Here is a 21,912-nt window from a genome sequence, read left to right on the forward strand (position 1 = left end):
AAGGTGATAAAATGAGTAACTTTGCTTACATCAAACGCGGAAAAACCAATGAAATTCTTATCGGAGCGTACAAGGAAATCGTCAATGCGTATTACGGAGAAGAAATTTATTCGTTTGAAACCGAAGAGGAATTATTTCACAGCATTCAAACGTACCGGCAAAAGGAATATATTATCACCCGCCTGAGCGAATTACCCATCATTGATATGCTGTGGAAAAAGACAGGAAGTGCCCGCTACGAAACCGAGTAGCGGGTTTTTTTTGTTCAATTGCGGGCCGTATTGAACCAGGCATGGAAAAAATTCCCCTTACATAATAGTTTTTTATCCCCCGAAACAAATAGTCCAGACAATATACAACGTGGGGAAGACGAAAAATAAATTCGTTGTTTTCTTTGAAAATTATAAAGAGGTGAAAAGTGTGAGCAAGCATCAGGAACTGCGGGCCATCATGAAGAAAATGAGCGGACAGGATCATATAATCACGGTGCCGCGTATCTTTATCGAATTTTTGGACGGCGATCTGAACACGGCGCTCGTTTTAAATCAGCTCGTGTTTTACGCCGACAAAACAAAGCGCACCGACGGCTTCTTTTATAAAAGCTACGGGGAATGGGAGGCAGAGACGGGATTAACCCGGCGCAAAATCAAAGGGTCGATCGATAAGCTGATCCACAAGGAGCTGGTCGCCACCAAGCTGAAAAAGGCGAACGGGGCGCCGACGCTGCACTATGCGCTGGATTACGACAAAATGCTTGCTTCCATTATGACGAAGTGTACAAATCCATCTGAACCACCTGTCACTAACCCGGATTTGGACAAAGTGTCGGATTCCATAACAGATGATTTGCAGTTGAATTCAACAGATGAGTTAAACAGTAGTCCCCGCGCCATCGCAAGCGTTGTTGCGTTTTACGAAGAGAATTTTGGAGGGGCGGTGACAGCCTATCACCGGGAGCGGCTGGGTGATTGGTGCGAGGGTCTTTCCCCGGAGATTGTGCTTCGTGCATTAGAGATTACCATTCTTCAGGGCGGCCGCAGCCTGAAATACGCTGAGCAGATCCTGAATGACTGGCAGCGGTTCGGCTGTCGCACGCTTGATGATGTAGAGAAATACGAAGAAACGAAAAAACAGCAGAAGGAGGCACGCCGACATGGAAGAAGCAGCCAAGGGAATGCAGGAGGTACTCGCCAGTCTCGAAAAGAAATCAGCAGAAATGAAAAGCAGTCTACTCTCGGTAACGGATGGTACCGACCGGAAGCCTGAGTACCAGTGTTCGGTATGCAAAGACCAGACCGGCTGGCTGGAAAGGGTGGAGGGAGTGGAAAAATGGGTGATCTGCCCGTGTATTCGCGAACGCCGGACGCAGCGGCTGCTGCAATTCAGTGAAATTACCGAAAGCTTCCGGAACGTTACCTTCGGGCAGTTTCAGACCGACCACGTGGATCCGCAGGTGGCCAGTATGAAAGAAGCCGCGCTCGCCTACTACAGCCATTACCAGGATCTGCGGAAGCATCGGGAGAACAGCATGCTGATCATGGGTGTTCCGGGCTGCGGCAAAACGCATATTCTGACGGCGCTCAGCAACAACCTGATGCAGCGCAAAAAGATCGAGGAAGAGGGCGGACAGCAGCAGGGCGTATCCGTCCAGTATTTTCCTTACGTTGAAGGGTTCAACGACCTGCGGGACGACTTTAATCTGCTGGAGCGGAAAATGGAGCGCATGAAAAAGGCGGATGTGCTGTTTATCGATGATTTGTTCAAGCCGGTGAAGCAGTGGACAAAGGATGGGTATGAGCGGGTGCCGCGGGCGACCGCCTGGCAGATCGAGCAGATGTACGCCGTGATTAATCACCGGTATCTGAATCACCTGCCGATTCTCGTCTCCACTGAGCTGATCATGGAAGAGCTCGTTGATGTGGATGATGCGCTCGCCTCCCGAATCGTGCAGATGTGCAAATCCTTCCTGGTGACGATCACCGGGTCGAAGAATGAATTAAACTACCGGCTCAAAGGAGTGTATTAAATGGTGCCAGCGTGCGCGATAGTAATGCAGGGGAGAAAGCTGAATGAAGTGGAAGAGCAGCTGCGAAGGGAGCGGGTGCAGCGGAATATGGAGCGCTTTAAAGAAGCAGAACGGAATTTTGAAAAACAGAAACTGGTGGTGGAAGGGTGAAATTATAGTTAATAAAATAAAAATCGGGTTAAACCCTCCAAATATTAGGGGATAGATGAATACATAGCGGGGTGGTGTAATGAAAAGAAGGATCAGGCTCATAGCGCTTTACGGCGGTACATTTCTGGTTATTAGTACGATTATGAGCTACATATTAAATGGGGGACTGGATACAACGCTTGTGGCCGGCCAGACCATCGGAGGCATAATTATTGGATTGTTTATAGCCCCGCACTTTCGGCAGGAATCCGAGGAGAAGGCGCAGAGGCTGATACGCGTTAACAGGATTATCACGAACACGATGTATATCTTTCTGGTACTATTTTTAATTATGTTCAGCTTGAATTTTATCTCCGATTCTATTGATTGGAAAGCTGTTTTGTACTTTTCGATTCCTTTGGTTATAACTGTTTTAGTTAAACTTACTTATCGATGGCGGATGAAGAAAGTGATAAGGTAGGGGGAATTGCCGTAAATATGCTTGTAAATACAGAACCCCTGCAGCCGTAATGACTGCAGGGGTTCTTGTGTTCGAAAATGGTTTTTCAGATGAAAAAATATTTGAGTTTATTCGCTCAAATTAACTTTGGCAGAATTGTTTCCGAACATACCCTCATTTAATTGAGCTTGTAAATCGTCCGCTTCAGCAACATCAGGATTCACATCGAAAACGACTTCACCAGAAATCGTGGAATCTGGATTGACCTGCTCCAAGAATAATTCAGAATTCCCGCCGTCAGCTTCGTACGTATTTCCGTCACTAAGCAATGAAATATAAGAAGAATCCATCGTTACAGCTTCGCTTCCATTGTTGGTCACTTCAACATCCAAGACGATGAAAGTGCCGTCTGCTTCAGCTTCCATGCCTTCCATACCGGCTGTATCGGACGTTTCCATTCCGTTTACGACATAAGTCACATCCCCAACTTGAACTTCCTCACCAGTACTATACGTTTCTTCCTCAGAACCTCCGTCTTCCGACGTGTTACTTTCTTCTGAAGAACCTTCATTGTTGCTACTGTCACTAGACGATTCATCTCCGCCCCCACCGGTAGCCACCACAATGATCACGATAATAATGATCACCAGGACCAGGGCTCCGACGCCTGTCAGACAGCCTTTAAACATTTTTCCCATGAAAATTAACTCCCTACTTATGTAATGAAACGAGGTTAATTTTACCAGGTGTACGCGTAATTGGCAATTTATTTTACATACTTTTTTCATATAATGTAATACTTTTTACTCAATATCCGCTTAATCTGACAACTCAAGCTGATCCTCCTGCTCCGGGGCGTTCTCAATTTCTATATCGCTGTCCTCTGCAATATCCCCTAAAACGAGCGGCACCTCCGTGTTCGGGGCAAAGCCGTCGAAGCCGCCGTACAACGCTATGGTTAAACCAACCTTCAGGTAACTGTCCTCCGGCGCAGTCACTAAATAGGTATCTTTATCCCCGGAGGGCGCGTGCATTCTGTAAACACGTTCGTCGTAAGGGTTAAAATTTTCGTGAGGTGAATACTCATGAGTAATTTCTCCTTCGACAACGATAGGGGCACCTTCGTGCATATTCTCGTAATAAGGCTCGGCCGCGTTTTTTAAATTCTCCTCAAAATCGATTTCCTCAGACGGCTGGGCCACCGGCTCCTCCGGGGCCGAGCTCTCCTCCGTCATAGTGGATGGTTCCTCAGAGGCCTCCTGCTCGTGGCTCTTTTCCTCCGGGGAAGCATTCTGCCCCGGGCTGCAGCCTGCAGACAAAACACCGAATAAAATGCCTGACAAAAGAAGCCTGCATTTCTTTTGCATCTAATCCCTCCATCCCGTACTTAAATATAAAGCTTTCCTTTCTTATCATACTACATTACAGCTTCATGCTTTTTATACAGATGCCTTCCGGGGGCATCTATTTTATATTACTTTTGTACCTAATTGGAAAAGGAAGGTTTGCCGGACCTGCCCAAAGAGGTAGAGAAGAGTACAAAATAAATAAGGGATGATAAAAAATGAATAAAGCCCATCTGATTACAGAGAAATTAGCGCTGGAGGAAGAGTACGAAAAAGGCGAGGTACCGCATGAGGAATATACCGAGCGTGTAGAGGAGCTGCAGCACCAGCTGGAGCAGCCAAACGTTGTAAAATAAATGTAATTATGAAAAATTAGAATACTATGATAGTGTGTAAGCAGAAGGTGATACTATGAGTAACTTTGCTTACATTAAACGTGGGAAAACCAATGAAATTCTCATTGGGGCTTACAAGGAAATCGTCAACGCGTATTACGGAGAAGATATTTATTCGTTTGAAACCGAGGAGGAGCTGTTTCACAGCATTCAGACGTACCGGCAAAAAGAATATATTATCACCCGCCTGAGTGAACTACCCCTCATCGATGCGATGTGGAAAAAAACAGGAATCAACCGCTGCGATACCACGTAGCGGCTTTTTTATGGTTAATGGAGGGCCTCCGGTCAGAAAAGGTGAATCAGAAAGGACCGCCTTTAAAGAAATTCGGGTTAGGACACTCCACAATTAGGGGAAAGACCAGTACGTAATCAAATAGTTTAAGGAAAAGAAGAAGCACATTCATTTTGACGCTGGCGCGATAAAAAGACTTAGACTGGAGCAATAGGTCCTGCATCTGCGCCTTAGTACAAATAAAGGAGACGTTCGATGGAGGATATGAAGAAGGATTTATATTTAAAGGTGAAAGCGATGGGCCCGGGAGCCTCTATTATCCTGCATAAAACGAATGAGGAAAAAGCATTCGATGAATTGATTGCCGCAGGCTATATAAAAGCAAAAAAAATTGACGGCAATCCTCAGGGGGAAATTGAATACCGGGATATTTCTGTTACGTAAAAGGGTGCTCCCTTCCAAATCAAAGGCTATAGGGACTACTGCTAGGACTAGGAGGAATTTAAATGAAAGAGCAGGAAATAACTGCAAAAATAGAGGAGCTTGAAACGGGGCTGGACCGTTCAGGTGACACGTTGGAAAACGATCATAACGTGCCTGTCCATAAAATAAAGGCAGAGGACGGGGCGTCTGTGAAGTATGAATATGGTAAGGATGACAAAGCCAGTGGTGAACAGGAGCTTACCAATCTTCGTGTTGAATTTGGCCGGGGCCAGACCGGCGAATTTACGGCGAGGGCTGCTATCGAAACGAACTGGCATAATACAGAAGTTGCCGGCGGCGAAAAGCCGTTTGACGCGCTGTATTTAACCAAGGAGGGCACGTGGCGCATTAATGCCGCTGACGGAAAAGAGCTGGAGCAGAATGATCTGGATAAAATCCTTGCCTACACCTTCCAAAGCTATTTGCTGGAGTAGATGACTTCAGGTCAGTCCTTATTTGCAAAAAAAGACCCCGCGCGCACGCAGGGCAATCTGAGGGAATATACCTTTTCAAACCAGCATCATTTCCTTCCACCAGGGAGACGAGTTGGGAAAGCGGTACATCCTTTATATTAAAGCGCTTTCATATAAAAAGCACGAGGCGATAGTCCCTTTTACAGAATTGAGACTATTCTGCTAAACAAAAAAAGCCCCGCGGGGAACACGGGGCCAGTCTCAGGATCGGGGATGAAATATTCATCCCACAAGCACTTTATCGGATGAATGACGTTCATTAATGAGTCGTTTGGTATAAATAATGTCAAAAATCTTAAAAAAACTGCCGGCGGCTGCCGAAGGAGCCGTTAACGATTACTGGCTTTTTGAATCGCCTGCTCGACCTTTTCTTTGGACACGCCGAATTTGTCCGCAGTTGCTTCCTCCGGGCTGGTCTTCGAATCGCTGCTTTCTTCGTATGCAGGGCCCGCCCAGTAAAAATACATGTCCAGTTGTTTATCGGTCGGGTAGTTCTCCTCCTGCTTCGGCAGCCCGGGATTGTTGATGGAGCCGTACACCGTGACTATTTCATGATCGCTGTAATCGCCGGGTTCGTAATTTTCAGCCGCATCAATTTCCCCGTTAGGAAAATAATCCGTTTTTCCGTAAACGTAGCTGCCGTAATCCATCGCCTCTTCGTCGTCGATAAAGCTGACCGTGAGCAGGGTAAAGTCCTCTTTTTCTTTGACGTCAATGATTACCTCATCACTGATTATATCAATGTCGGCTTTATCAATGGAGGTCGGATCCGCATCCAGAATCACGAAATAATTAACATAAACGACACCATCGTAGCTGGTGCGTTCGCCCTCCTGCAGGGTGTAGGAGGGAAGCTCTGCTTCAGAAGCCCCGCCGGTCTGTTCTTTTTCGTAGGCTGTGAATTCGCCCTCCATATCCTCGGACAGCACGGCGCACGGCACTCCGTCCCCATTCGCATCAAGATCACCCGGGTCATTTTCAGAGCTGTAGCCATGCTCTGTCCAGTAGTCATACAACTGCTGATCGTCTTCAAAGTCGCTGCAGCTTTGTATATCCGTATCAGCGGCTGCATCGTCTTCGCTGAAATTTTCCGTCGTGTCATTTGCCGGCGCCCCCCTGAATACTGCAGCGATAACACCGATAAGAACCAGGGCATAAACGAGCGTGGCGAGTGTAAGCTTCCACCTGGTGCCTGAGCGGAAGCCGGGCAGCTGCCGCCATTTTTTATTTTTCTGCATGAATCTCCCCCCTGGAAACGTTGCCTGTCGCTATATATGATTCTCCTGCTTTATGGTTTTTAAAAAGTGCTCTTCCTTTGATTTGAACTCCAGCTCACGGACTCTGCTTAAAATAAAATGATATTTAGCAATTTCCCCGCTGATTTTTAAATTCCTTAGAAAGGCATCCACGGCCTGTCTGATTTCTGCTGTCTCGAGCAGGCTTTCAAACGCGATGACATTCCGGGTAACAAGCCTTGCTTTATCATGCACGGATAAGTGCGTGATGACATCAAGCAGATCGTCGTAGTTGCTGGTTTTGGTGTTGTTGATTAAATCAACACTAATCAGAAAAACGCCCACGAAGCATCCCCCCATGGAAGTAGTAGGCGGGCCCATTGCCTTCAAATCAGCGGCCGGCCCGTAAAAACCCCGTTTCTCCAACGGGGTCAATCCTGCTTTGCCTTTTTTTTCGTGTACGCTGTCCACCCAAGGTAAATGACAATCAAAGCGGCAATAATGGAAGCCACCCTATCCCGCCTTCCGTAATTGGTTAAGGCTATTGTACCACAGGAAAATAGCGGAGGGGGTTGTCAAATACGCCTGCGGCCTGCCTTTTGAACGTACAGCTTTAAATGAAAGGGATGGTTATGGTGTATTACGAACCAAACGCGCGGGTGTTCAGTGAGGCGAGACAGCAGTGGGGTGTGGTGATGCTCCGGAATCACCATCATGGACCGGATTGGTACTATGTTAAATTTACGCCGGTCCGCTCGGGATGGCATCACGAAAGCGACCTGTGGGAAGCAGGGGAGGTGTTTGCGTTCAGCTGGGACCGGCACCGGGCCGGGCAAATCTGACCGCAGCGGCGCCATTTTTTCTTAATTGGTGGTCGTTTGGCCCAATTATATGTAAAATAGACGGCGGTGCTATAAATTTGGGAGGGATCGTTATGTACACATCTATTATCTTTTTCATCGAAGACGGGGACCGGCTGATTGTGCCGAAATCCAACGAGACCCCGAGCGTGGATGAAATTATTGAAAAGCTGAAAAAGGGCAAAAAGCAGGATCTGAAAATGTCCGAGGTATTCAGCGAATGGTTCAACACCGAAGTGGAATGCAAAAAAGTAACAAGCGTCAGCGTCAACTTCATTTAACACTGAGCATCTGCCTGCGGGCGGATGCTTTTTTCATCGATGAAAAAATTTTCGGCGGATGGTTGTAAAAAGAAGCGTCCGGGTTCCTTTACTGGATAGGGCGGCAAAAAGCCGGCACCTATTCGCTTCAGGAAAGGATGATGAGCATTGGCACACACATTGGGGCATCAACTGATTACGTACGGGGAGGATCATCTCGGCACGCCGTATGAATTCGGCGGCGACGGCACGGATACGTTTGACTGCAGCGGCTTTGTCCGCTACGTGATCGAGTACGTGACCGGCGAGATTATCCCGCGGACCGCAGCGAGCCAGTCGGAGACCGGTACACCCATTGCGGACGAAGACCTCCGGACCGGAGATCTGCTGTTCTGGAAGGACACCCGATCGGAGGATCTGAACCATAACGAAGTGACTCATGTCGGCTTTTACGTGGACGGACAGACGTTTTTAGGCGCGCAGGGCTCCACCGGGGTGGCGTTCGCCGATTCGACACGCGACTACTGGCAGGCCCGCTACGTCGGGGCACGGCGCGTCGTCGACAGCACAGCGGGCCCGCTCACCAACGTCGGCGGAAAGGGAGACCTGCTCCGGATTGTTGCCAGCCAGGTGAATTACCGCAGCGAGCCCTCCTGGGACAGCGGAGCCGTGGCGGGGAAGGTCACGGAGGGAGAGGTGTTTACGATCGAGCGCCGCGTGCCGATGGAGGAACGCTCAGATCTGTTTGAACTCATCTCGGGCACGTATATTACGACGCATGAAAACTATGTGGAGGTGCTGCCTCAGGATTAAATTGAGACGGCAGCAGCAATAAAAAGCAGGCCCGGCGTACGCTGCCGGGGCCTGCTTTTTTTATCCTATTTACGTTTCACAGCCGACACCGTCGCCGTCACGGTCCAGGTGACCGCCGTAGCCCGGGTCGCCTTCTCGGACCAGATCAGCCCCGGCTTCACGGGCGGCGTCGCAGTTTTCATAATACACGTCGTCAGAGGAGCCTTCGCTGCCGGAGGAGTCAGTGTCTTCCGAAGAACCGGAATCCCCGGAGGACTCCTCCGGTTCCTCATCCTGCTCCACGTAGCCGTCGTCGGTCACGTAATCCTCGCGCGACCAGATGCCAATGGCGGCCGACCGGGCTTCTTCCTCCGCGGCTTCAAATTCGTCGAGGTACTCCGTGTTCGGCGGATAGACAGCGACCCGGGCGAGCCCTTCCTCAATCAGCTGCTGGTTGAAATTTTCCCCGTCCACGAACACGTAGGCAAGCAGCCGGCCGTAGTAGTCGCGTTCCTCGACGCCGAGCTCGAGCCGCACGTCTTCACCGGCCAGCTCGCTTGTCGTAAAATCGGTCGCCTCCGGGCCGAACGGCTGCACGCCCATCTGCGGGTGCTTGGTCTCCGGAGTGTCGACAAGAATGAGACGGATACGCTCCTCGCCGCCCTCGTAGTCTACATCAATGGTATCGCCGTCGACGACGTTGGTGACGGTCGCGTTGGTGTCGTCAGCGGCTGTATCTTCATTCGTACTGCCGCTGTCGGAGGATGTATTTTCAGTGGAGGCTTCTTCAGCTTCACTGGCATTTTCCTCATTTGAAGTGTCCTTCTGCTGTTTTTCCGTCGTTTCATTGCTGTCACTGCCGGAAGCTTCCCCGTTTTCAGCATCCTCGTTATGTTCTTCTGTCTGCTCCTCCGAGTCCGTAGAGCTTTCCTCTGATGATGCCTGGTCGCTCGTCTGCTCCTCCGCAGCGTCGCCGCCGGGCTCTTCACTGCATGCAGTAAGAAGGAGCGTGAGCGCCAGGGTGGAGCACAAAAGCCTGACTGGTTTTTTCAATAGAATCACCCCGCTGCATAATTGGTTGGCGTGTAGATAGGAAATAGATGGACATCATTTGTGAAAAAAGTAGCGGTTATTAGCGTTATTCATAGTGTACAAGAAAGCATGAGAAAAGAAAATAACCAAAACTACAGGGTTTTTCGCCGCCGGCAATCAACAGAATATAACTACAATAAAAGGTACACAGTTGAAAAGAGATAACACTTATTCATGGTAACGGCAGTAAAAAAAGAAAAAAAGCCCGCTGCGCCTTTGCAGCGAAGCGGGCCGAAAGCAAGGCTATTTCGGCAGATAGTCGTTTCGGATAATCAGCACATCGCAGGAGGCACGGCGGACGATGCCCTCCGAGACGCTGCCGAGAAACAGGCGCTCGGCTCGTCCCATCCCGGAGGAGCCGGCCACAATCAGATCCGCTTCGAATTTTTTGGCTGCCTCGGTCGGAATCACAATCTTCGGCGCTCCGTATTCGACGGAAAAATCAATCGCCGATATATTTTCCGCAGCGCTTAAATTCCGGTATTTCTCAAGCAGCTCCTTTCCGCGTTGCCGGTACATCTCGATAATATCCTCGGTATGGTATTCGGCCGAGGAAATAAACGGCGTATTCAGCACGTATACGACCTGCACCCGGCTTTTCTCCCGTTTGGCGATGTCGAGTCCGGCATACAAAGCGCTGGTGGACACCTCGGAGCCGTCCACAGCGATCAGTACAGAACGGTAGGGCGCCGGCGGCTCTTCGTTTTTAACAATCCAGACGTCGCACGAGGCGTGGCGGACGATGCTTGCGGCAACGCTTCCAAAAATCCGTTTTTCAAACGTCCCGGCCCCGGAGCCCCCGGAGAGAATCAGGTCGGCTCCGAACTCATGGGCGATTTCGCCGGGAATTAATGCTTTGGGAGGGCCTTCCTTTAAAAACGTCAGCACCTGTTTTACGCCCTGGTCCTCGGCGCTTTGTTTCGCCCGGTTTAAAATGTCGGTGCCGATACGTTCCGACGCGCTTAACAGATCCGGCGATTCCTGGCGGAGCTCGCGGATGTTGTGATAATCGATAATGTAGCAGAATGCAAGTGCGCTTTCGTAGGTGAGGGCGGTTTCGATGCCTTTTTGAAGAGCGTATTCCGCCTCATCCGAACCGTCGAGAGCGACGAGAATACGTTCATAGTACAGCGTCATTGCAATCAGTCCCTTCTGGCTTTTTGATGGTATCTATAGTTTAGCTCATTTTTTCTTCGCTGCGTGTGAGGAACCTCACATCCAACCGGGACTTTTTTATTTATACTGTGCTCACAAGGAGCTGTAAATGAAAACTGGTACAGCCTGGATGGGCTGCGAAAATAAAGCACAAAGGAGTTTCGGTATGACGGATCGATTAAAGCAGATTGTCTGGAAGGAAATGCTGAATGAGTATGGAGAAGTGCCGCGTACGCTGCCGGAATTAAATGACAAAGCGGACGGCAATACAGAAATCGCCTGCCTGCTTCCCTTTTACGTGTATTACTTTCATACGTATGAATGGCAGGAATATTCGCTAATGACAGAGCGCGCGCTTCCCGGCACGCTGAACCACGCCGCCTTTATTGCACTCGACACCCCGTCACTGCAGGCCCCGGCGCAGATGAAACGGTACTTTTACGGACTGTCTTTCATCAGCAGACTCCCGGAGGACGGAGTGACGGCGTTCACCCTCGAGGAATGGACGCTGCACGTGTTCCGGAAATACTATTACTTAACGACAAAGGCAGCCCTCCCGGCCGGGGAGGCGAACGCGAAAAGGCGGTCCGGCACGTGGACCTTCCGGGTGATGTAGGTATGGCCGGCAAAAATGAGAACGTTCTCAAAGCGCCCAAGTAATAAAGGAGGACTGCTTGAATATGCAGAAGCATTACTACGGATATGCCGGAGAAAGCACGAAAGAGGCAGGAGAGGAAGAGTATATACGGTTTGTGTACATTTTTGACGAGCCGTACCGGCGGGAGGAAGTACTCTACATCGGCATGAGGGAAAACGTCCGAAAATGGGCCCGGGTGGACCATTTAAATATTGAGCTTGCGCTTGCAGACGCTGTCACAGTGGGAGAGCGGACGTTTAAAATTGTCGGAATTGAACGGGTACCGCCGTTTGAGACGGTATACCGGACGTGCCGGGGCGGCATGGTGACGTATTATTTTTCGGAAGCGGATCTGCCGCTGTCCTGAAGGCAGAAAACACAACAAAAAATTAACGTACAGAGGAGATGCGATATGTATAAAACCATTCTTGCTGCAGTGGACCGGTCCGAGGAAGCAAAGCGGGCAGCCCGGACGGCTGTTTTGCTTGCCGGTAAATTTGAGGCATCGCTTGTGTTTGCCCATGTAGTGAACGAACGGGATTTCAGCGCGTTTCAGTATTACGTTCCGTCCGCCTGGGAGGAAACGAAGAAAACGAACGAGGCAATGCTGCAGCAGTTTACCGCCGAAGCTGAAAGCGGGGGTGTGACGAAGGTGGATACGGTGCTGCGCTCCGGCGCTCCCAAGTCGACGGTGCCAAGGGAGCTCGCTCCTGAATTCGGGGCTGATCTGATCGTAACCGGGGCCTCCGGCATGGGCACGGTGGAAAAGCTGGTGATGGGAAGTGTGTCGAGCGGCATTCTCCGCAAAGCCAGGGAGGACGTGCTCATCGTGCGGAAGGAAAGCGCGGGCGGATATAAAAGGATTCTGATAGCCGTGGACGGCTCCGAGGAAGCGGGTTTGGCGTTTGAAAAGGGCATTCAGCTCTCGCTGCAGACAGGGGCGGACCTGTTTATCGTGCACGTGTTTAACTCGTATCTGCTGTATTCCACGTCCCTGAACGCCCATATCCTGAAGACCATCGAGGACGATGACCGGAAAATGCTGGAGGATTATAAAGCCGAAGCGGAGCGTCTCGGTGTTACAAATGTAACGACGTCGCTTCTCTACGGGGCGGCCAAGCTGATTATTCCACAGGAATATGCCATCCAGCATGAAATTGACCTGATCGTAAGCGGCGCGTCCGGGATGAACAGGACGGAGCGGCTGCTGCTTGGAAGCGTGGCTGAAGGAATCGCACACCGGGCGATCTGTGACGTGCTGGTGGTGCGCCAGCCGCTCGAGCATAGAGAGCAGTAGGGCTATTTGCTGGAATGAATCAGCCCGGTTTGATAGGCGTACTCCACGAGCTCCCTCCGGGTTTTCATCGCGAGCTTTTCCCTCAGATTGGTGCGGTGGGCCTCCACGGTTTTGACGCTGATCACGAGCGTATCGGCAATTTCTTTATTGGCGTAGCCAAGGGTGATATAGTAAAGCACCTCCCACTCCCGCGGAGACAGCCGCCTCGGGTGGCGGGTGGCAGGAGGCATGCCTTTGGCCTCCATGAAGGCCTGGAAGGAGGCAGAGGCGTAATGGGTGCGCCGGGCGGCAGCCCGGATAGCTTCGTATAAATCGTCCAGGGAATCGGTGTGCAGCAGGCAGCCGGTGGACGCTCGTTCGTATAGCTGTTGCAAAAAAGCGGGCGTTTCCTCCCCGAAGACTAAAAATACAGCTGGGAGCAGGGGACGGTTTGCGATCGCCGAAACCGGGGACAGCGTGCCGGCATCAACGACACAGACAACCCTCGGGTCCCCGGCCGGGAAAGTCTCTGCCGACGGCCAGTCAGCTGTTTCTTTGACGACGGTACAGTCCGGAGCTTCGTCGAGCAGTGCTCGCAGCGCTTTGCGGTAAATCGGGCGTCTGCTTATTAATACAATCGAAATCATACTGTCACCTTCTTATGCATGGTTAGGCGCTCATACAATCAGGCGCTCCGGGAGCTCCTGCCCAGAGGATTAACCATGAAGTATTAAAAAAGCAGGATAAAATAATTAAGGGTTTTCCCTTATATTTTTTAAAAATACCCTTTGATAGTATCATGGTAATACTATCGAAGGAGATGGAAATAATGAGCAGGCCCCTTCAAAGTCTTCCAGTGCACGAGAAGCCGGGCGGATCCTTTGCGAGTATGCTCTCACCTGAAGAATTTGACCGTTTCCAGGCGCGCACGCAGCCGGCGCACAAACGGGCCGGCACGTACCTGTATTTAGAAGGAGACCCTTCTGATTATTTCTATTTTCTCTACAACGGAACCGTGAAAATCCAAAAAAGCACGAGCGACGGCAAGGAGCTGACGATCACGCTGCTCGGAAGCGGAGATCTGGCCGGTGAATACGGCGATCTGAATGCGGTGCGCCACGATTTTTCCGCGAAAGTCGCCACCGACAGCCTGGTCGGCGTGATCAAAAAAACACAAATCGAAGCACTGATCACAGAATCCGGCACCTTTTCCCTGAAAATGATGCAGTGGATGGGCAGCAATACGTTAAAGGAACAGTCGAAATTCCGGGATCTGCTGCTGTACGGGAAAAACGGAGCCCTCGCATCCACGCTGATCCGGCTCAGCACCACGTACGGCGCCGACACGGAAAATGGAACCGTGCTTCAGCTGAAGCTCACGAATGTCGAGCTCGGGGAATACATCGGCTTATCAAGAGAGGGCGTGAACCGCTGCCTGAATGAATGGAAAAAGGCCGGCGTCCTGTCCTATGAGAACGGACGTATCGTCATTCACGATATGCTTTACCTGCGCAGGCTGTGCAACTGCCCGCTGCACAATCTCTGCTCGAGCGAAATCTGCCGTCTGTAGTGATGTGAATTTCCCCGGAAGCCTCCTTCAGGCCCCGGGGTTTTTCATATTTACCGGACTATAGCCGTACGACCATCACGCTGCAGTGGGCATTTTTTGTAATGTGCTCGGAGACGCTGCCAAGAAACATCTTCTCGACGGCGTTTAAACCAGTCGCTCCTGTGACAATTAAATCAACATGATATTTTGGCACAAGATCGCGTGGAATAGCTGTTTTCGGCGAACCGTATTCAATATCAGCCACCACATCCGTGAGGCCAAACTCTTCTGCCTGCTTTTTGTATTTGTCGAGCAGCTGGCGTGCGTCGTCCTCTACGTTACTGATAACGGTGGAGTCGTAATTGCTCATCGGCCGGTAGGCATTGCGGTTGATCACTTGAGTGATCACAAGCTGGGACCCCTGGGCCTTAGCAATCGGAAGAGTAGTTTCAAACGCATAATCTGCTTCCTCGGAACCATCTACAGCAACCAAAATAACGTTCATCGTATGCATAATCCGCCTCCTCATAAGTTGATGGGGTTAACTGTTTACTTCTAGGTTATAAGCGGATTTTCCTGTTTTCGCGGGGTGAAAATTTCCCATTGGCTGCTTAAAGCAGAAGATGGCCGGGAATGAAATCCAACAGCGTATTATTGAAGAGGGCTTTGCATTTAATGAATAATATAATTATGTTAACTGCTGGGCAGAAAAAGGATTACCCCGGCAGTAAAAGCGGGTAAAAGGGATTAACGGTGATGAAACGTATGATAAAGGAGGAAAGGCCGTGAATAAAAAGCAGAAAAAGCAGCTGGACAAACTGATTGTCGACTATCTGAAGGACCGGGGGAAATCCCATGAACTGAAGGTGGCAGACGAGCTGTCAGAGCGGTTTGAAGGAAAGCTGCATGCAGCCACAGTGCTTGTGAGAATCGACCGAATGAAAAAAAGCAACGAGCTGCGGCATGAGGCGAAAGCTGTCCATGACACGATCGTCTGGGCTAAAAAACTGTAGTTTCCTTTATAAAAAATGAGGATCCTGGTTTTTAATCGGCCCGGAACAGGGAAAGACGGGTATAGGAAGAACGGCAGGCGAACGCTTCTCTGCCGCACAGCACACGGAGGAGGACACCAGGAATGGAAAAACTGGAATTTCAATTTATAACATGTGATAAACGGGGAGAAATCCCGATAGAAAGCGGTATATTGACGATTGAAGACGATAATACCTGGCAGGCGGAATTAATTAATTTCACTGGAGGCATGGAGCTGTTTTCGGATCAGGGCAACGAGTTCCGCATTAAGGACAACAGCCTGGCGGAGTATGAAGGAACAGGCAGGGCGTCGAAAGCAGGCGACGAAGAGTCGGAAGGAAATATTATTATCAAAGGCCAGGGGAAAATTAGCAAGTAATAATAAAGCATCCCGCGTGGGGTGCTTTTTCAATGAGCATGCCGGCCAAAGCGGCCGGAAGGGACAATCTAAAGGAGTTTGAAGGCCCGGGGTACTAACCAGCAGCATAAAACGTTTCTACAGGAGGTAAACATGTCATTTCGAGATTCCATAGGAAAAAATGTTAGAATCGCTCTCGCGGATGTAGCCAAGGAAGATAAAGTACTGCAGTTGATTTTGGCGCCTAAGACAATGGAAAAGTTTATTATCGTAAAAATCGATTCCATCGATGAGATGGGCATATGGATTGAACACGAAATAGAAGCTGAGCTCGATGAAGATGAAGACGGGGAGAAGCTGCTGCAGACGCAGCGCGAAAAAAAGTTCGTCCGGTCAAAATTTCTCATCAAGTGGCACTACATCGAAGGGGCCTACGCGCCGCTCGACGATGATGTTAACAGTAAAATGAAATTCCTGCGATAAAAGGAGGGGTCCATATATGGACACTTGGATTCATCAATTATCAAGCACGGCCCGCCAGAATAAAAAACAGGCGTCCACCGTGGAAGAGGAAAAGCAGATGGAAAGCATACGTGCCTGCTCGGAGGAGCTGACAGGCATGTTTGATGAATTAATGGGGACCATTAACGGACGGTCAGATTTAAAAGTAGAAAAAGTAAAAAGCAACAAGCATGTAAAATATTTTTACGGCGTTTCGGAGCTTATTATTGAATCCGGCGAGATTTTTACCCGTAAAGGCTTTCTGGAAATGAACTTTAAGATTCGTATTAACGACTCTGCCTATAACGTCAGCGATGTCCGGCCGCGCAGTGCTTACCTGAAGGACTTAAACTCATGCCGATGGGAAACGGAAACGGGCACTGTATTTAATGAAGAACAGGCATCAATATTATTTAAACAGGCGCTCCTCCCCTATATTGAAGAATAAAAGCAACAGATGCAGTCCGGAAATATTCCGGGCTGTTTTTTTATTGAATTTGAATAAGTAGTTTTTCCGATACAGGTTAATAAACGGTGTAGCGATACATAAAAGCAACAAAAAATATATAACGGTGAAAAACAGGAACCGGGTTAAAAAGAACCAGAAAATAAATTTCAAAATTCGAAAAATAATAGTACTTTATTACTCGGAATTGAAGTATTATAAAAGAGAGGGGGCTAAGCGATGGCTGTCGTGTATGTCAACCGTCACGTCCGTTATGTGCAGGTGCTGTTAAGCGATGAGGGGAGTCTGTTGCACTGTTTAACGTGGGAGAGCGATGAGGGATTTGTATTTGACATTCATGCGCTTGATGACAGCTCGTTTTCCCCCAAGTATGACCGGATCTTTATGCCATTTGACCAGGAAACGATGACGCTTCATGGAAACACGTATATTTTGTACTAGCAATAGCCAGGGGGAAATAAATCAGGGGATACGCCGGGGTGTCGGGTATCCTTTGTATTTTTATATATACACTATGTACACGTGTAATATACAGTTGTATAAGTGTTTCGCTGATCGTTTTTGTTTCTTTTTATATACACATGTGCAGCATCACTGCTGAATGGAACCTTCGCAATTTTAGCCGGGTCCTGCACTGTACGGCGGCAGGCTCCGGTTCGTTCCTATACAATAGGGATTAGGAGTGTTATGCTTTGGGCGGAACAGAAGTTGAAAGGAGCATGCGCTATCTCTCAATTTTCTTACGTGATCGATGAAGAAGGAAATGAAGTGTTTGTAGGAACGGAAGAGGAGATTAAGGAAAAGTTTCCGGCAAGGAAAAAACATATTTTTAACTCCGAAGAGGAGCTGCTGAAGGGCATACGGGAGTTCCGGGAAAATGAGCGAATCATCTCTGTCGTAAGTGATCTGCCGGTTTTAAATGAACACTGGAAAGATAAGGACAATATGTAAAAGCGATTCGCTTATGCCGGCATCGGAGCAGGCGAGCGTTTTATATTACGCAGGTGCGGACCGGACTTTTTCCAGAAAGTCCGGTTTTTTTTATTAGATGGAAAACTTTTAAAAGCGCTGGCGTAGTATAATGAACAAAGTACCTCCCAGTCTTTGTCAGAGAGGAAGATGATGATGAACAAGAAAAGAAACACCGCCTGGCTGCTGATGCCGCTGCTGCTTCTGCAGGCCTGGTGGCTTTACCGGGAAGCAGAAAAGCAGGGAAAAGCAAAATGGAAATGGGGCCTATGGGGATTAACGCAGTTTCCGACCCCGGCAGTCGCTTTTTATGTCATTCACAAATGGAAGGAGTGACCCGGGCCTTCTGCCCGGGCGCTTTTTTTCCGAGGTTTCAAATCGCCTCCCGGGTGTAATAGGGTAAAAAGAAGCCGGTGATTCTGCCGGCACGTGCAGCACCTATTAGAGTGAAGGGGCGACAAAAATGAAACAGGAAACCCAGGAAATTAACGAAATTGTACTCGACGAATCGGAGCTTCGGTTTGATTCTGCGTACTTGTATCTCGAAACGTCCGATCCGGACCGGATTGGGGAAAGTGCCTGGACCATAGTCATTTATAATGCGGAGCAGGAATTTTCCGGGGAGTTTACGAGCCGAAACAGCATCAGCATCCGGATCAAAACCGAAGAAGCAGAGTATCAGGGACTCGTTCAATTCAAAAACATTGAAGGCAGCGAGAAGAAGCACTGCCACCTCGACGGTCTCGATGAACTCGTGCAGATATAAAGCAGGACTGAAGAACGGGCGGCAGCTGAAGCTGGCGCCTGTTTTTGTATGCTGGGCAGCTGGCAGCCGAACGTTTAATACACGTGAATTCGGGGATTATAGCTGTGAAAAGATGCTCCACGATGGAGAAAGGAGAGAAAGCCATGAGTCCGAGAAAAGAAGCGATGGCCCAGCTCGCCGGAAGAGTCGAGCGCGGGGAAATCGGCGCCGAATGGTCGCCGGCAGATGAAATCGAACAGGACCGTTTTCAGGAGCTTGCGGAGCACGGATACGTGACGTATGACGATGCCTCCGGAGAGAAAGATCAGGCGGTTTACAGCGGCATCGCGATTACAAAAGAAGGCCGCGAGCTTTATGAAGAATATAAGCGGCAGGTGGACGAATAGAAATAAACGCCTCCCCGCGGGCGGTTTTATTTAAGCCGCCTTTTTAAAAATGATACCCAGGAGGACGCGATGCCGACATTAGCACTTGAAGCTGTTAAAACAGTCTCCACAAATGAAGTTATTCATGTAAACGAAGGGCAGCTGCAGGCCGGCGACGGGCCGCTCGAGCGCTGGAACGTCTCCATTACGGACTGCGAAAACGAAGAATTTTTCCATCAGGCGTTCGACAGCGCTTCTCCTGCACTGGACCTGTATTTTTACACCCGGGAAGGATTTCAGTTTGGCGGCCAGGTTTATATTACCCGGGTGGATCAAAAGAGTATCGAGCTCGAAGGAAGCAGCGCGCTCCAGGAACAGTCGTAATTGGATGAAAGGAGGATGACTATGGCACAGGAACCGGATTTTTCCCGGGAGGGGCTGAAAGGCTACCGCGTACGTCCGATCCATTTTGCCGGAGAATCGGTCGAAGTGTATCAGAAGGAAGAGCTGGTGCTGCTCGTCCAGGTAACCACCTCGGCGATGGCAGCCGAAGCCAGTTTAAAGGAAGAAAACGTGCCGGGATGGCTGTGGGATATCGGCATGGACTATCTGAAGCAGGAAGAGCCGACGGAAAGAAAGCGTCTCGTCATCACCGTTCAGGACGTGACCGACGGAGAATTAAACAAAACGTACGACAATTTATTGAGAGAGTTCGAAGCGCCCTCCAGCTGAGAGGGTGCTTTTTGTTTCTATTTATATAGAAGAAACAGGCTGATTGCTTTTTGGGCAGCAGGCGTTGAGAGACACGGCTTTTACCGGGTACGAAGGGAAATTCTTTCTGAAAAAAACGGGCGGGTGTCTTCTCGAACAGCACAAACTGTGGTATAAATAAGTGGAGGGGGTGGATGACAGTGGCTTTAGTGGAATTCAAATGCAGAACGCAGCCGCAGGTGACGTATAGCAGTGACGGTCATGAAATTCATTATAAGGTGATTGAATACGCCGATGGCTATGAAGTGGTGCTTCATTCGATGAGTGATTTTCAGCCGGCCGATGAAAAACTGTTATTTCATCAGGGAAGTCAGGTCATTCACGCCAAAGAGCATACTTACGTATTAGATACCTGCGATTGTGTGTACAGCGGTGAATCCGATGAAACGATCGATCATTCGATCTGTCACAAACCGTATTCTAAATCCATGTAAACGCTAAGCGGAGCTTTCCTTCCCGGGAGGCTCTTTTTTGTGGCGGGCACAGGTGAAAAAAATTCCGGAAAACAGAAAGGGGCATACTAATGCTGCATTTTGAAAAGAAGGATCTTCACAATTTAAACCACGCGGAGGCGCCTTATGTATCCATTTACCAATACGGAAAAACGGACATCAGCAGCCATCCGTCCGACAGCAGCCGGGTGGGGCTCTCCAAGAAGGGCATGATGAAGCTGGTGAGCTACTGGATCGAGGAAGGCAATCTTGATGATAACGACAAGCAGCAGATTAAAGAATGGCTTGACCAGTAGCCTTTCAGGAGGTGTGGAAGAAATTCGGGTTTAGCAGCAGAGGTGCAGGGAAAAGGAATCACAATTCACCAATAGAAAAACGAACTTCGGGCATAGATCAGTCCTGAAGTCGTTAAAGGGGGAAGAGTGATGGCACGCCTGCTAGACTTTTACCACGGATCGTATGAAGGCAGCCCGGGAGAGTCTGAACATTTTAATGGACCGGTGCTTCACATTTTTGAGCGTGAACGATTGCTGCTGTCGATGCAGATTACGGCAGAGGCGCTTCAGAAAAACGAACTGGATGTAGATATGACAACGGTGTATGAGTGGCTCTGGCTCCGGGGGCTCGAATTTATTGAACGGGAACACATTACGTCAGCCACGGTAGTGGTAATTACTGACCGTGATATTCAAAAAGACAAAATTGTTACGGAATACCGGACGCTTGCTGCACGGGCATAATATAGAACAGGCCGCCTGCTTTTTAAAAATTGCAGGCGGCCTGTTTTGTGTGATTAAAAGATGGTGCGGAAAACGCCGGTGACTCTGCCGAGTATCGTACAGTTTTCTAAAATAATCGGATCCATGGTGGCATTTTCAGGCTGCAGCCGGATAAAGTTTTCTTCTTTATAAAACCGTTTAACCGTTGCTTCCATTTCATCGGTCATAGCGACAATGATATCGCCGTTATCGGCGGTCTGCTGTTTTTGAACGACGACAAGATCCCCGTCAAAAATCCCGGCCTCAATCATGCTGTCGCCCTGGATGGTAAGCATGTATACCTGCTCTTCATCGGTTACCATGCGCTCCGGAAGAGGAATGTATTCTTCGACATTTTCCACCGCAGTAATAGGTTCCCCGGCCGTTACTTTACCGATGACCGGCACGTATACGGCTTTGCTTTCGTGGATCGGCTCACTGCCCTGGTCTTCAAGCTCAAGCACTTCAATCGCCCGCGGCTTTGTCGGGTCGCGGCGGATTAAATTTTTATTTTCAAGGCGGGCGAGGTGCCCGTGAACCGTAGAACTCGAAGCGAGTCCGACAGCTTCCCCGATCTCCCGTACCGAAGGCGGATAGCCTTTTTCTTTTACTTCTTCTTTTATATAATCAAGAATTTGCTGCTGGCGCTTGGATAGCTTCATCTCCGCACCTCCTTTTGAGGAATTTTTCTGAATAAAGTATAGCATGAGGGGAACAAAAACGCAAACACCCGTTCTAATATTTTTGTTGACGGGAACAGGTATTCTGGTATACTGGATGAATATAAGAACATACATTCTCATTCAGGGGGAACATGCATATGAATAAACTAAAAACTTTTACTTCCACGGACTGGACCATGCTGGCCTTGTTTGCATTTGCACTTTTATTTCTGGTATATTCAGCGGACGCTTCGATCACGCCGGAAACGCTGGGCGACACGGAAGCAGACCGTCCGGCAGAAATCGTCTATGAGAAGGAGCATCCGGTTTTAAAGGACAGGCCAGGCTATCAGGAAGAGCCGTGGGAACGAACGGTTACATTTGACGCTCCCGAACAGTAAAACACGAA

40 protein-coding genes are annotated in these 21,912 nt (G+C 49.3%); 31 read left to right on the forward strand and 9 right to left on the reverse strand.

Annotated features, from left to right (window positions below; translation table 11 throughout):
- The first annotated feature begins 11 nt into the window (after positions 1 to 11).
- From Q0757_RS06880 to Q0757_RS06900, 5 genes are all read left to right on the forward strand, one after another.
- On the forward strand, positions 12 to 251 hold the full coding sequence (locus Q0757_RS06880; RefSeq protein WP_298785630.1) for a hypothetical protein: 240 nt from the start codon (positions 12 to 14) through the stop codon (positions 249 to 251).
- A 169-nt stretch (positions 252 to 420) separates the two neighbouring features.
- A complete protein-coding gene (locus Q0757_RS06885; protein WP_298785631.1) occupies positions 421 to 1,266 on the forward strand; it encodes a DnaD domain-containing protein in 846 nt (281 codons plus the stop codon).
- Positions 1,154 to 2,026, forward strand: coding sequence for an AAA family ATPase (locus tag Q0757_RS06890; protein ID WP_298785632.1), 873 nt, complete (start codon positions 1,154 to 1,156; stop codon positions 2,024 to 2,026). The genes Q0757_RS06885 and Q0757_RS06890 overlap by 113 nt, the downstream gene beginning before the upstream one ends.
- Complete coding sequence (locus tag Q0757_RS06895; RefSeq protein WP_298785633.1) at positions 2,027 to 2,176, forward strand: hypothetical protein; 150 nt, start codon at positions 2,027 to 2,029, stop codon at positions 2,174 to 2,176. It abuts the gene before it with no gap.
- 79 nt (positions 2,177 to 2,255) lie between these two features.
- Positions 2,256 to 2,636 (forward strand): hypothetical protein, encoded by a 381-nt coding sequence (locus Q0757_RS06900; RefSeq protein WP_298785634.1) that lies wholly within the window; start codon positions 2,256 to 2,258, stop codon positions 2,634 to 2,636.
- A 107-nt stretch (positions 2,637 to 2,743) separates the two neighbouring features.
- On the opposite strand, the gene Q0757_RS06905 is transcribed toward Q0757_RS06900, so the two are convergent.
- Both Q0757_RS06905 and Q0757_RS06910 read right to left on the reverse strand, forming a co-directional pair.
- Positions 2,744 to 3,313 (reverse strand): DUF4352 domain-containing protein, encoded by a 570-nt coding sequence (locus Q0757_RS06905; RefSeq protein ID WP_298785636.1) that lies wholly within the window; start codon positions 3,311 to 3,313, stop codon positions 2,744 to 2,746.
- Positions 3,314 to 3,433: 120 nt separating this feature from the next.
- Complete coding sequence (locus Q0757_RS06910) at positions 3,434 to 3,982, reverse strand: hypothetical protein (RefSeq protein ID WP_298785638.1); 549 nt, start codon at positions 3,980 to 3,982, stop codon at positions 3,434 to 3,436.
- Positions 3,983 to 4,179: 197 nt separating this feature from the next.
- On the opposite strand from Q0757_RS06910, the gene Q0757_RS06915 reads away from it, so the two are divergent.
- The 4 genes from Q0757_RS06915 (at position 4,180) to Q0757_RS06930 (ending at position 5,508) form a co-directional block, all read left to right on the forward strand.
- Positions 4,180 to 4,317, forward strand: coding sequence for a hypothetical protein (locus Q0757_RS06915; RefSeq protein WP_298785640.1), 138 nt, complete (start codon positions 4,180 to 4,182; stop codon positions 4,315 to 4,317).
- A gap of 55 nt (positions 4,318 to 4,372) precedes the next feature.
- Positions 4,373 to 4,612, forward strand: coding sequence for a hypothetical protein (locus Q0757_RS06920; RefSeq protein WP_298785642.1), 240 nt, complete (start codon positions 4,373 to 4,375; stop codon positions 4,610 to 4,612).
- Positions 4,613 to 4,846: 234 nt separating this feature from the next.
- Complete coding sequence (locus Q0757_RS06925) at positions 4,847 to 5,035, forward strand: hypothetical protein (RefSeq protein WP_298785645.1); 189 nt, start codon at positions 4,847 to 4,849, stop codon at positions 5,033 to 5,035.
- Between the two features lie 62 nt (positions 5,036 to 5,097).
- Complete coding sequence (locus Q0757_RS06930) at positions 5,098 to 5,508, forward strand: hypothetical protein (RefSeq protein WP_298785647.1); 411 nt, start codon at positions 5,098 to 5,100, stop codon at positions 5,506 to 5,508.
- Positions 5,509 to 5,876: 368 nt separating this feature from the next.
- Here Q0757_RS06930 and Q0757_RS06935 read toward each other — a convergent pair whose 3' ends face one another.
- Together Q0757_RS06935 and Q0757_RS06940 are read right to left on the reverse strand one after the other, a co-directional pair.
- A complete protein-coding gene (locus Q0757_RS06935; RefSeq protein ID WP_298785649.1) occupies positions 5,877 to 6,785 on the reverse strand; it encodes a hypothetical protein in 909 nt (302 codons plus the stop codon).
- A gap of 30 nt (positions 6,786 to 6,815) precedes the next feature.
- A complete protein-coding gene (locus tag Q0757_RS06940; protein WP_298785651.1) occupies positions 6,816 to 7,208 on the reverse strand; it encodes a hypothetical protein in 393 nt (130 codons plus the stop codon).
- A 191-nt stretch (positions 7,209 to 7,399) separates the two neighbouring features.
- Between Q0757_RS06940 and Q0757_RS06945 the strand changes: the two genes are divergently transcribed.
- The 3 genes from Q0757_RS06945 (at position 7,400) to Q0757_RS06955 (ending at position 8,715) form a co-directional block, all read left to right on the forward strand.
- Positions 7,400 to 7,624 carry a hypothetical protein gene (locus Q0757_RS06945; protein ID WP_298785652.1) on the forward strand — a complete coding sequence of 75 codons (225 nt, stop codon included), beginning with the start codon at positions 7,400 to 7,402 and terminating at the stop codon, positions 7,622 to 7,624.
- Between the two features lie 92 nt (positions 7,625 to 7,716).
- Positions 7,717 to 7,923 (forward strand): hypothetical protein, encoded by a 207-nt coding sequence (locus tag Q0757_RS06950; RefSeq protein ID WP_022792098.1) that lies wholly within the window; start codon positions 7,717 to 7,719, stop codon positions 7,921 to 7,923.
- 147 nt (positions 7,924 to 8,070) lie between these two features.
- Entirely contained in the window at positions 8,071 to 8,715 is a 645-nt protein-coding gene (locus Q0757_RS06955) for a C40 family peptidase (RefSeq protein ID WP_298785655.1), read from the forward strand.
- 69 nt (positions 8,716 to 8,784) lie between these two features.
- On the opposite strand, the gene Q0757_RS06960 is transcribed toward Q0757_RS06955, so the two are convergent.
- Complete coding sequence (locus tag Q0757_RS06960; RefSeq protein WP_298785657.1) at positions 8,785 to 9,747, reverse strand: thermonuclease family protein; 963 nt, start codon at positions 9,745 to 9,747, stop codon at positions 8,785 to 8,787.
- Between the two features lie 282 nt (positions 9,748 to 10,029).
- Positions 10,030 to 10,923 (reverse strand): universal stress protein, encoded by an 894-nt coding sequence (locus tag Q0757_RS06965; RefSeq protein ID WP_298785659.1) that lies wholly within the window; start codon positions 10,921 to 10,923, stop codon positions 10,030 to 10,032.
- A 184-nt stretch (positions 10,924 to 11,107) separates the two neighbouring features.
- Here Q0757_RS06965 and Q0757_RS06970 point away from each other — a divergent pair, with 184 nt between their 5' ends.
- The 3 genes from Q0757_RS06970 to Q0757_RS06980 all read left to right on the forward strand — a co-directional run bounded on the left by Q0757_RS06970 (position 11,108) and on the right by Q0757_RS06980 (position 12,875).
- Positions 11,108 to 11,557 (forward strand): hypothetical protein, encoded by a 450-nt coding sequence (locus tag Q0757_RS06970; RefSeq protein ID WP_298785661.1) that lies wholly within the window; start codon positions 11,108 to 11,110, stop codon positions 11,555 to 11,557.
- A 64-nt stretch (positions 11,558 to 11,621) separates the two neighbouring features.
- Complete coding sequence (locus tag Q0757_RS06975; protein ID WP_298785663.1) at positions 11,622 to 11,945, forward strand: hypothetical protein; 324 nt, start codon at positions 11,622 to 11,624, stop codon at positions 11,943 to 11,945.
- Between the two features lie 45 nt (positions 11,946 to 11,990).
- Complete coding sequence (locus Q0757_RS06980) at positions 11,991 to 12,875, forward strand: universal stress protein (protein ID WP_298785665.1); 885 nt, start codon at positions 11,991 to 11,993, stop codon at positions 12,873 to 12,875.
- Positions 12,876 to 12,877: 2 nt separating this feature from the next.
- On the opposite strand, the gene Q0757_RS06985 is transcribed toward Q0757_RS06980, so the two are convergent.
- On the reverse strand, positions 12,878 to 13,501 hold the full coding sequence (locus Q0757_RS06985; protein ID WP_298785666.1) for a response regulator transcription factor: 624 nt from the start codon (positions 13,499 to 13,501) through the stop codon (positions 12,878 to 12,880).
- 182 nt (positions 13,502 to 13,683) lie between these two features.
- On the opposite strand from Q0757_RS06985, the gene Q0757_RS06990 reads away from it, so the two are divergent.
- Complete coding sequence (locus tag Q0757_RS06990) at positions 13,684 to 14,424, forward strand: Crp/Fnr family transcriptional regulator (RefSeq protein WP_298785668.1); 741 nt, start codon at positions 13,684 to 13,686, stop codon at positions 14,422 to 14,424.
- A gap of 58 nt (positions 14,425 to 14,482) precedes the next feature.
- Here the strand turns inward: Q0757_RS06990 and Q0757_RS06995 are convergent, their stop codons facing one another.
- Positions 14,483 to 14,917: a universal stress protein gene (locus Q0757_RS06995; protein WP_298785671.1), complete on the reverse strand. Its 435-nt coding sequence runs from the start codon at positions 14,915 to 14,917 to the stop codon at positions 14,483 to 14,485.
- Positions 14,918 to 15,188: 271 nt separating this feature from the next.
- On the opposite strand from Q0757_RS06995, the gene Q0757_RS07000 reads away from it, so the two are divergent.
- The 14 genes from Q0757_RS07000 (at position 15,189) to Q0757_RS07065 (ending at position 20,823) form a co-directional block, all read left to right on the forward strand.
- Positions 15,189 to 15,416, forward strand: coding sequence for a hypothetical protein (locus Q0757_RS07000; RefSeq protein WP_298785672.1), 228 nt, complete (start codon positions 15,189 to 15,191; stop codon positions 15,414 to 15,416).
- 122 nt (positions 15,417 to 15,538) lie between these two features.
- Complete coding sequence (locus Q0757_RS07005) at positions 15,539 to 15,814, forward strand: hypothetical protein (RefSeq protein WP_298785674.1); 276 nt, start codon at positions 15,539 to 15,541, stop codon at positions 15,812 to 15,814.
- A 132-nt stretch (positions 15,815 to 15,946) separates the two neighbouring features.
- Positions 15,947 to 16,276: a hypothetical protein gene (locus tag Q0757_RS07010; RefSeq protein WP_298785676.1), complete on the forward strand. Its 330-nt coding sequence runs from the start codon at positions 15,947 to 15,949 to the stop codon at positions 16,274 to 16,276.
- 16 nt (positions 16,277 to 16,292) lie between these two features.
- A complete protein-coding gene (locus Q0757_RS07015; RefSeq protein WP_298785678.1) occupies positions 16,293 to 16,742 on the forward strand; it encodes a hypothetical protein in 450 nt (149 codons plus the stop codon).
- 237 nt (positions 16,743 to 16,979) lie between these two features.
- On the forward strand, positions 16,980 to 17,201 hold the full coding sequence (locus Q0757_RS07020) for a hypothetical protein (RefSeq protein ID WP_298785680.1): 222 nt from the start codon (positions 16,980 to 16,982) through the stop codon (positions 17,199 to 17,201).
- A gap of 303 nt (positions 17,202 to 17,504) precedes the next feature.
- Positions 17,505 to 17,711 (forward strand): hypothetical protein, encoded by a 207-nt coding sequence (locus tag Q0757_RS07025; RefSeq protein ID WP_298785682.1) that lies wholly within the window; start codon positions 17,505 to 17,507, stop codon positions 17,709 to 17,711.
- A gap of 174 nt (positions 17,712 to 17,885) precedes the next feature.
- Entirely contained in the window at positions 17,886 to 18,065 is a 180-nt protein-coding gene (locus tag Q0757_RS07030; protein WP_245723995.1) for a sigmaY antisigma factor component, read from the forward strand.
- A 127-nt stretch (positions 18,066 to 18,192) separates the two neighbouring features.
- The gene (locus Q0757_RS07035; protein WP_298785687.1) at positions 18,193 to 18,495 is read left to right on the forward strand and encodes a hypothetical protein; all 303 of its coding nucleotides are present in this window, start codon (positions 18,193 to 18,195) and stop codon (positions 18,493 to 18,495) included.
- Positions 18,496 to 18,638: 143 nt separating this feature from the next.
- Positions 18,639 to 18,881 (forward strand): hypothetical protein, encoded by a 243-nt coding sequence (locus Q0757_RS07040; RefSeq protein WP_298785689.1) that lies wholly within the window; start codon positions 18,639 to 18,641, stop codon positions 18,879 to 18,881.
- Between the two features lie 69 nt (positions 18,882 to 18,950).
- Positions 18,951 to 19,244: a hypothetical protein gene (locus tag Q0757_RS07045; RefSeq protein ID WP_298785691.1), complete on the forward strand. Its 294-nt coding sequence runs from the start codon at positions 18,951 to 18,953 to the stop codon at positions 19,242 to 19,244.
- Positions 19,245 to 19,265: 21 nt separating this feature from the next.
- Positions 19,266 to 19,592 (forward strand): hypothetical protein, encoded by a 327-nt coding sequence (locus Q0757_RS07050; protein WP_298785693.1) that lies wholly within the window; start codon positions 19,266 to 19,268, stop codon positions 19,590 to 19,592.
- Positions 19,593 to 19,765: 173 nt separating this feature from the next.
- Positions 19,766 to 20,065: a hypothetical protein gene (locus Q0757_RS07055; protein ID WP_091610843.1), complete on the forward strand. Its 300-nt coding sequence runs from the start codon at positions 19,766 to 19,768 to the stop codon at positions 20,063 to 20,065.
- Positions 20,066 to 20,154: 89 nt separating this feature from the next.
- Positions 20,155 to 20,379, forward strand: coding sequence for a hypothetical protein (locus Q0757_RS07060; RefSeq protein WP_298785700.1), 225 nt, complete (start codon positions 20,155 to 20,157; stop codon positions 20,377 to 20,379).
- Positions 20,380 to 20,508: 129 nt separating this feature from the next.
- Complete coding sequence (locus Q0757_RS07065) at positions 20,509 to 20,823, forward strand: hypothetical protein (RefSeq protein ID WP_298785701.1); 315 nt, start codon at positions 20,509 to 20,511, stop codon at positions 20,821 to 20,823.
- A gap of 53 nt (positions 20,824 to 20,876) precedes the next feature.
- Here the strand turns inward: Q0757_RS07065 and lexA are convergent, their stop codons facing one another.
- A complete protein-coding gene (gene lexA, locus Q0757_RS07070; RefSeq protein ID WP_022792125.1) occupies positions 20,877 to 21,503 on the reverse strand; it encodes a transcriptional repressor LexA in 627 nt (208 codons plus the stop codon).
- Positions 21,504 to 21,661: 158 nt separating this feature from the next.
- On the opposite strand from lexA, the gene Q0757_RS07075 reads away from it, so the two are divergent.
- Entirely contained in the window at positions 21,662 to 21,904 is a 243-nt protein-coding gene (locus Q0757_RS07075) for a hypothetical protein (protein ID WP_298785706.1), read from the forward strand.
- Positions 21,905 to 21,912 lie beyond the last annotated feature (8 nt).

The sequence above is a fragment of the uncultured Marinococcus sp. genome, assembly GCF_947493875.1.
Taxonomy (GTDB): domain Bacteria; phylum Bacillota; class Bacilli; order Bacillales; family Marinococcaceae; genus Marinococcus.

Bases quoted from the DNA above. Each gene is read 5' to 3' on its own strand.
- Q0757_RS06880 (WP_298785630.1), top strand. From the start codon at position 12: ATGAGTAACTTTGCTTACATCAAACGCGGAAAAACCAATGAAATTCTT.
- Q0757_RS06890 (WP_298785632.1), top strand. From the start codon at position 1,154: ATGGAAGAAGCAGCCAAGGGAATGCAGGAGGTACTCGCCAGTCTCGAA.
- Q0757_RS06895 (WP_298785633.1), top strand. From the start codon at position 2,027: ATGGTGCCAGCGTGCGCGATAGTAATGCAGGGGAGAAAGCTGAATGAA.
- Q0757_RS06900 (WP_298785634.1), top strand. From the start codon at position 2,256: ATGAAAAGAAGGATCAGGCTCATAGCGCTTTACGGCGGTACATTTCTG.
- Q0757_RS06905 (WP_298785636.1), bottom strand. From the start codon at position 3,313: ATGGGAAAAATGTTTAAAGGCTGTCTGACAGGCGTCGGAGCCCTGGTC.
- Q0757_RS06910 (WP_298785638.1), bottom strand. From the start codon at position 3,982: ATGCAAAAGAAATGCAGGCTTCTTTTGTCAGGCATTTTATTCGGTGTT.
- Q0757_RS06915 (WP_298785640.1), top strand. From the start codon at position 4,180: ATGAATAAAGCCCATCTGATTACAGAGAAATTAGCGCTGGAGGAAGAG.
- Q0757_RS06920 (WP_298785642.1), top strand. From the start codon at position 4,373: ATGAGTAACTTTGCTTACATTAAACGTGGGAAAACCAATGAAATTCTC.
- Q0757_RS06925 (WP_298785645.1), top strand. From the start codon at position 4,847: ATGGAGGATATGAAGAAGGATTTATATTTAAAGGTGAAAGCGATGGGC.
- Q0757_RS06930 (WP_298785647.1), top strand. From the start codon at position 5,098: ATGAAAGAGCAGGAAATAACTGCAAAAATAGAGGAGCTTGAAACGGGG.
- Q0757_RS06935 (WP_298785649.1), bottom strand. From the start codon at position 6,785: ATGCAGAAAAATAAAAAATGGCGGCAGCTGCCCGGCTTCCGCTCAGGC.
- Q0757_RS06945 (WP_298785652.1), top strand. From the start codon at position 7,400: ATGAAAGGGATGGTTATGGTGTATTACGAACCAAACGCGCGGGTGTTC.
- Q0757_RS06950 (WP_022792098.1), top strand. From the start codon at position 7,717: ATGTACACATCTATTATCTTTTTCATCGAAGACGGGGACCGGCTGATT.
- Q0757_RS06965 (WP_298785659.1), bottom strand. From the start codon at position 10,923: ATGACGCTGTACTATGAACGTATTCTCGTCGCTCTCGACGGTTCGGAT.
- Q0757_RS06970 (WP_298785661.1), top strand. From the start codon at position 11,108: ATGACGGATCGATTAAAGCAGATTGTCTGGAAGGAAATGCTGAATGAG.
- Q0757_RS06975 (WP_298785663.1), top strand. From the start codon at position 11,622: ATGCAGAAGCATTACTACGGATATGCCGGAGAAAGCACGAAAGAGGCA.
- Q0757_RS06980 (WP_298785665.1), top strand. From the start codon at position 11,991: ATGTATAAAACCATTCTTGCTGCAGTGGACCGGTCCGAGGAAGCAAAG.
- Q0757_RS06985 (WP_298785666.1), bottom strand. From the start codon at position 13,501: ATGATTTCGATTGTATTAATAAGCAGACGCCCGATTTACCGCAAAGCG.
- Q0757_RS06990 (WP_298785668.1), top strand. From the start codon at position 13,684: ATGAGCAGGCCCCTTCAAAGTCTTCCAGTGCACGAGAAGCCGGGCGGA.
- Q0757_RS06995 (WP_298785671.1), bottom strand. From the start codon at position 14,917: ATGCATACGATGAACGTTATTTTGGTTGCTGTAGATGGTTCCGAGGAA.
- Q0757_RS07005 (WP_298785674.1), top strand. From the start codon at position 15,539: ATGGAAAAACTGGAATTTCAATTTATAACATGTGATAAACGGGGAGAA.
- Q0757_RS07010 (WP_298785676.1), top strand. From the start codon at position 15,947: ATGTCATTTCGAGATTCCATAGGAAAAAATGTTAGAATCGCTCTCGCG.
- Q0757_RS07015 (WP_298785678.1), top strand. From the start codon at position 16,293: ATGGACACTTGGATTCATCAATTATCAAGCACGGCCCGCCAGAATAAA.
- Q0757_RS07020 (WP_298785680.1), top strand. From the start codon at position 16,980: ATGGCTGTCGTGTATGTCAACCGTCACGTCCGTTATGTGCAGGTGCTG.
- Q0757_RS07030 (WP_245723995.1), top strand. From the start codon at position 17,886: ATGAACAAGAAAAGAAACACCGCCTGGCTGCTGATGCCGCTGCTGCTT.
- Q0757_RS07035 (WP_298785687.1), top strand. From the start codon at position 18,193: ATGAAACAGGAAACCCAGGAAATTAACGAAATTGTACTCGACGAATCG.
- Q0757_RS07040 (WP_298785689.1), top strand. From the start codon at position 18,639: ATGAGTCCGAGAAAAGAAGCGATGGCCCAGCTCGCCGGAAGAGTCGAG.
- Q0757_RS07045 (WP_298785691.1), top strand. From the start codon at position 18,951: ATGCCGACATTAGCACTTGAAGCTGTTAAAACAGTCTCCACAAATGAA.
- Q0757_RS07050 (WP_298785693.1), top strand. From the start codon at position 19,266: ATGGCACAGGAACCGGATTTTTCCCGGGAGGGGCTGAAAGGCTACCGC.
- Q0757_RS07055 (WP_091610843.1), top strand. From the start codon at position 19,766: ATGACAGTGGCTTTAGTGGAATTCAAATGCAGAACGCAGCCGCAGGTG.
- Q0757_RS07060 (WP_298785700.1), top strand. From the start codon at position 20,155: ATGCTGCATTTTGAAAAGAAGGATCTTCACAATTTAAACCACGCGGAG.
- Q0757_RS07065 (WP_298785701.1), top strand. From the start codon at position 20,509: ATGGCACGCCTGCTAGACTTTTACCACGGATCGTATGAAGGCAGCCCG.
- lexA (WP_022792125.1), bottom strand. From the start codon at position 21,503: ATGAAGCTATCCAAGCGCCAGCAGCAAATTCTTGATTATATAAAAGAA.
- Q0757_RS07075 (WP_298785706.1), top strand. From the start codon at position 21,662: ATGAATAAACTAAAAACTTTTACTTCCACGGACTGGACCATGCTGGCC.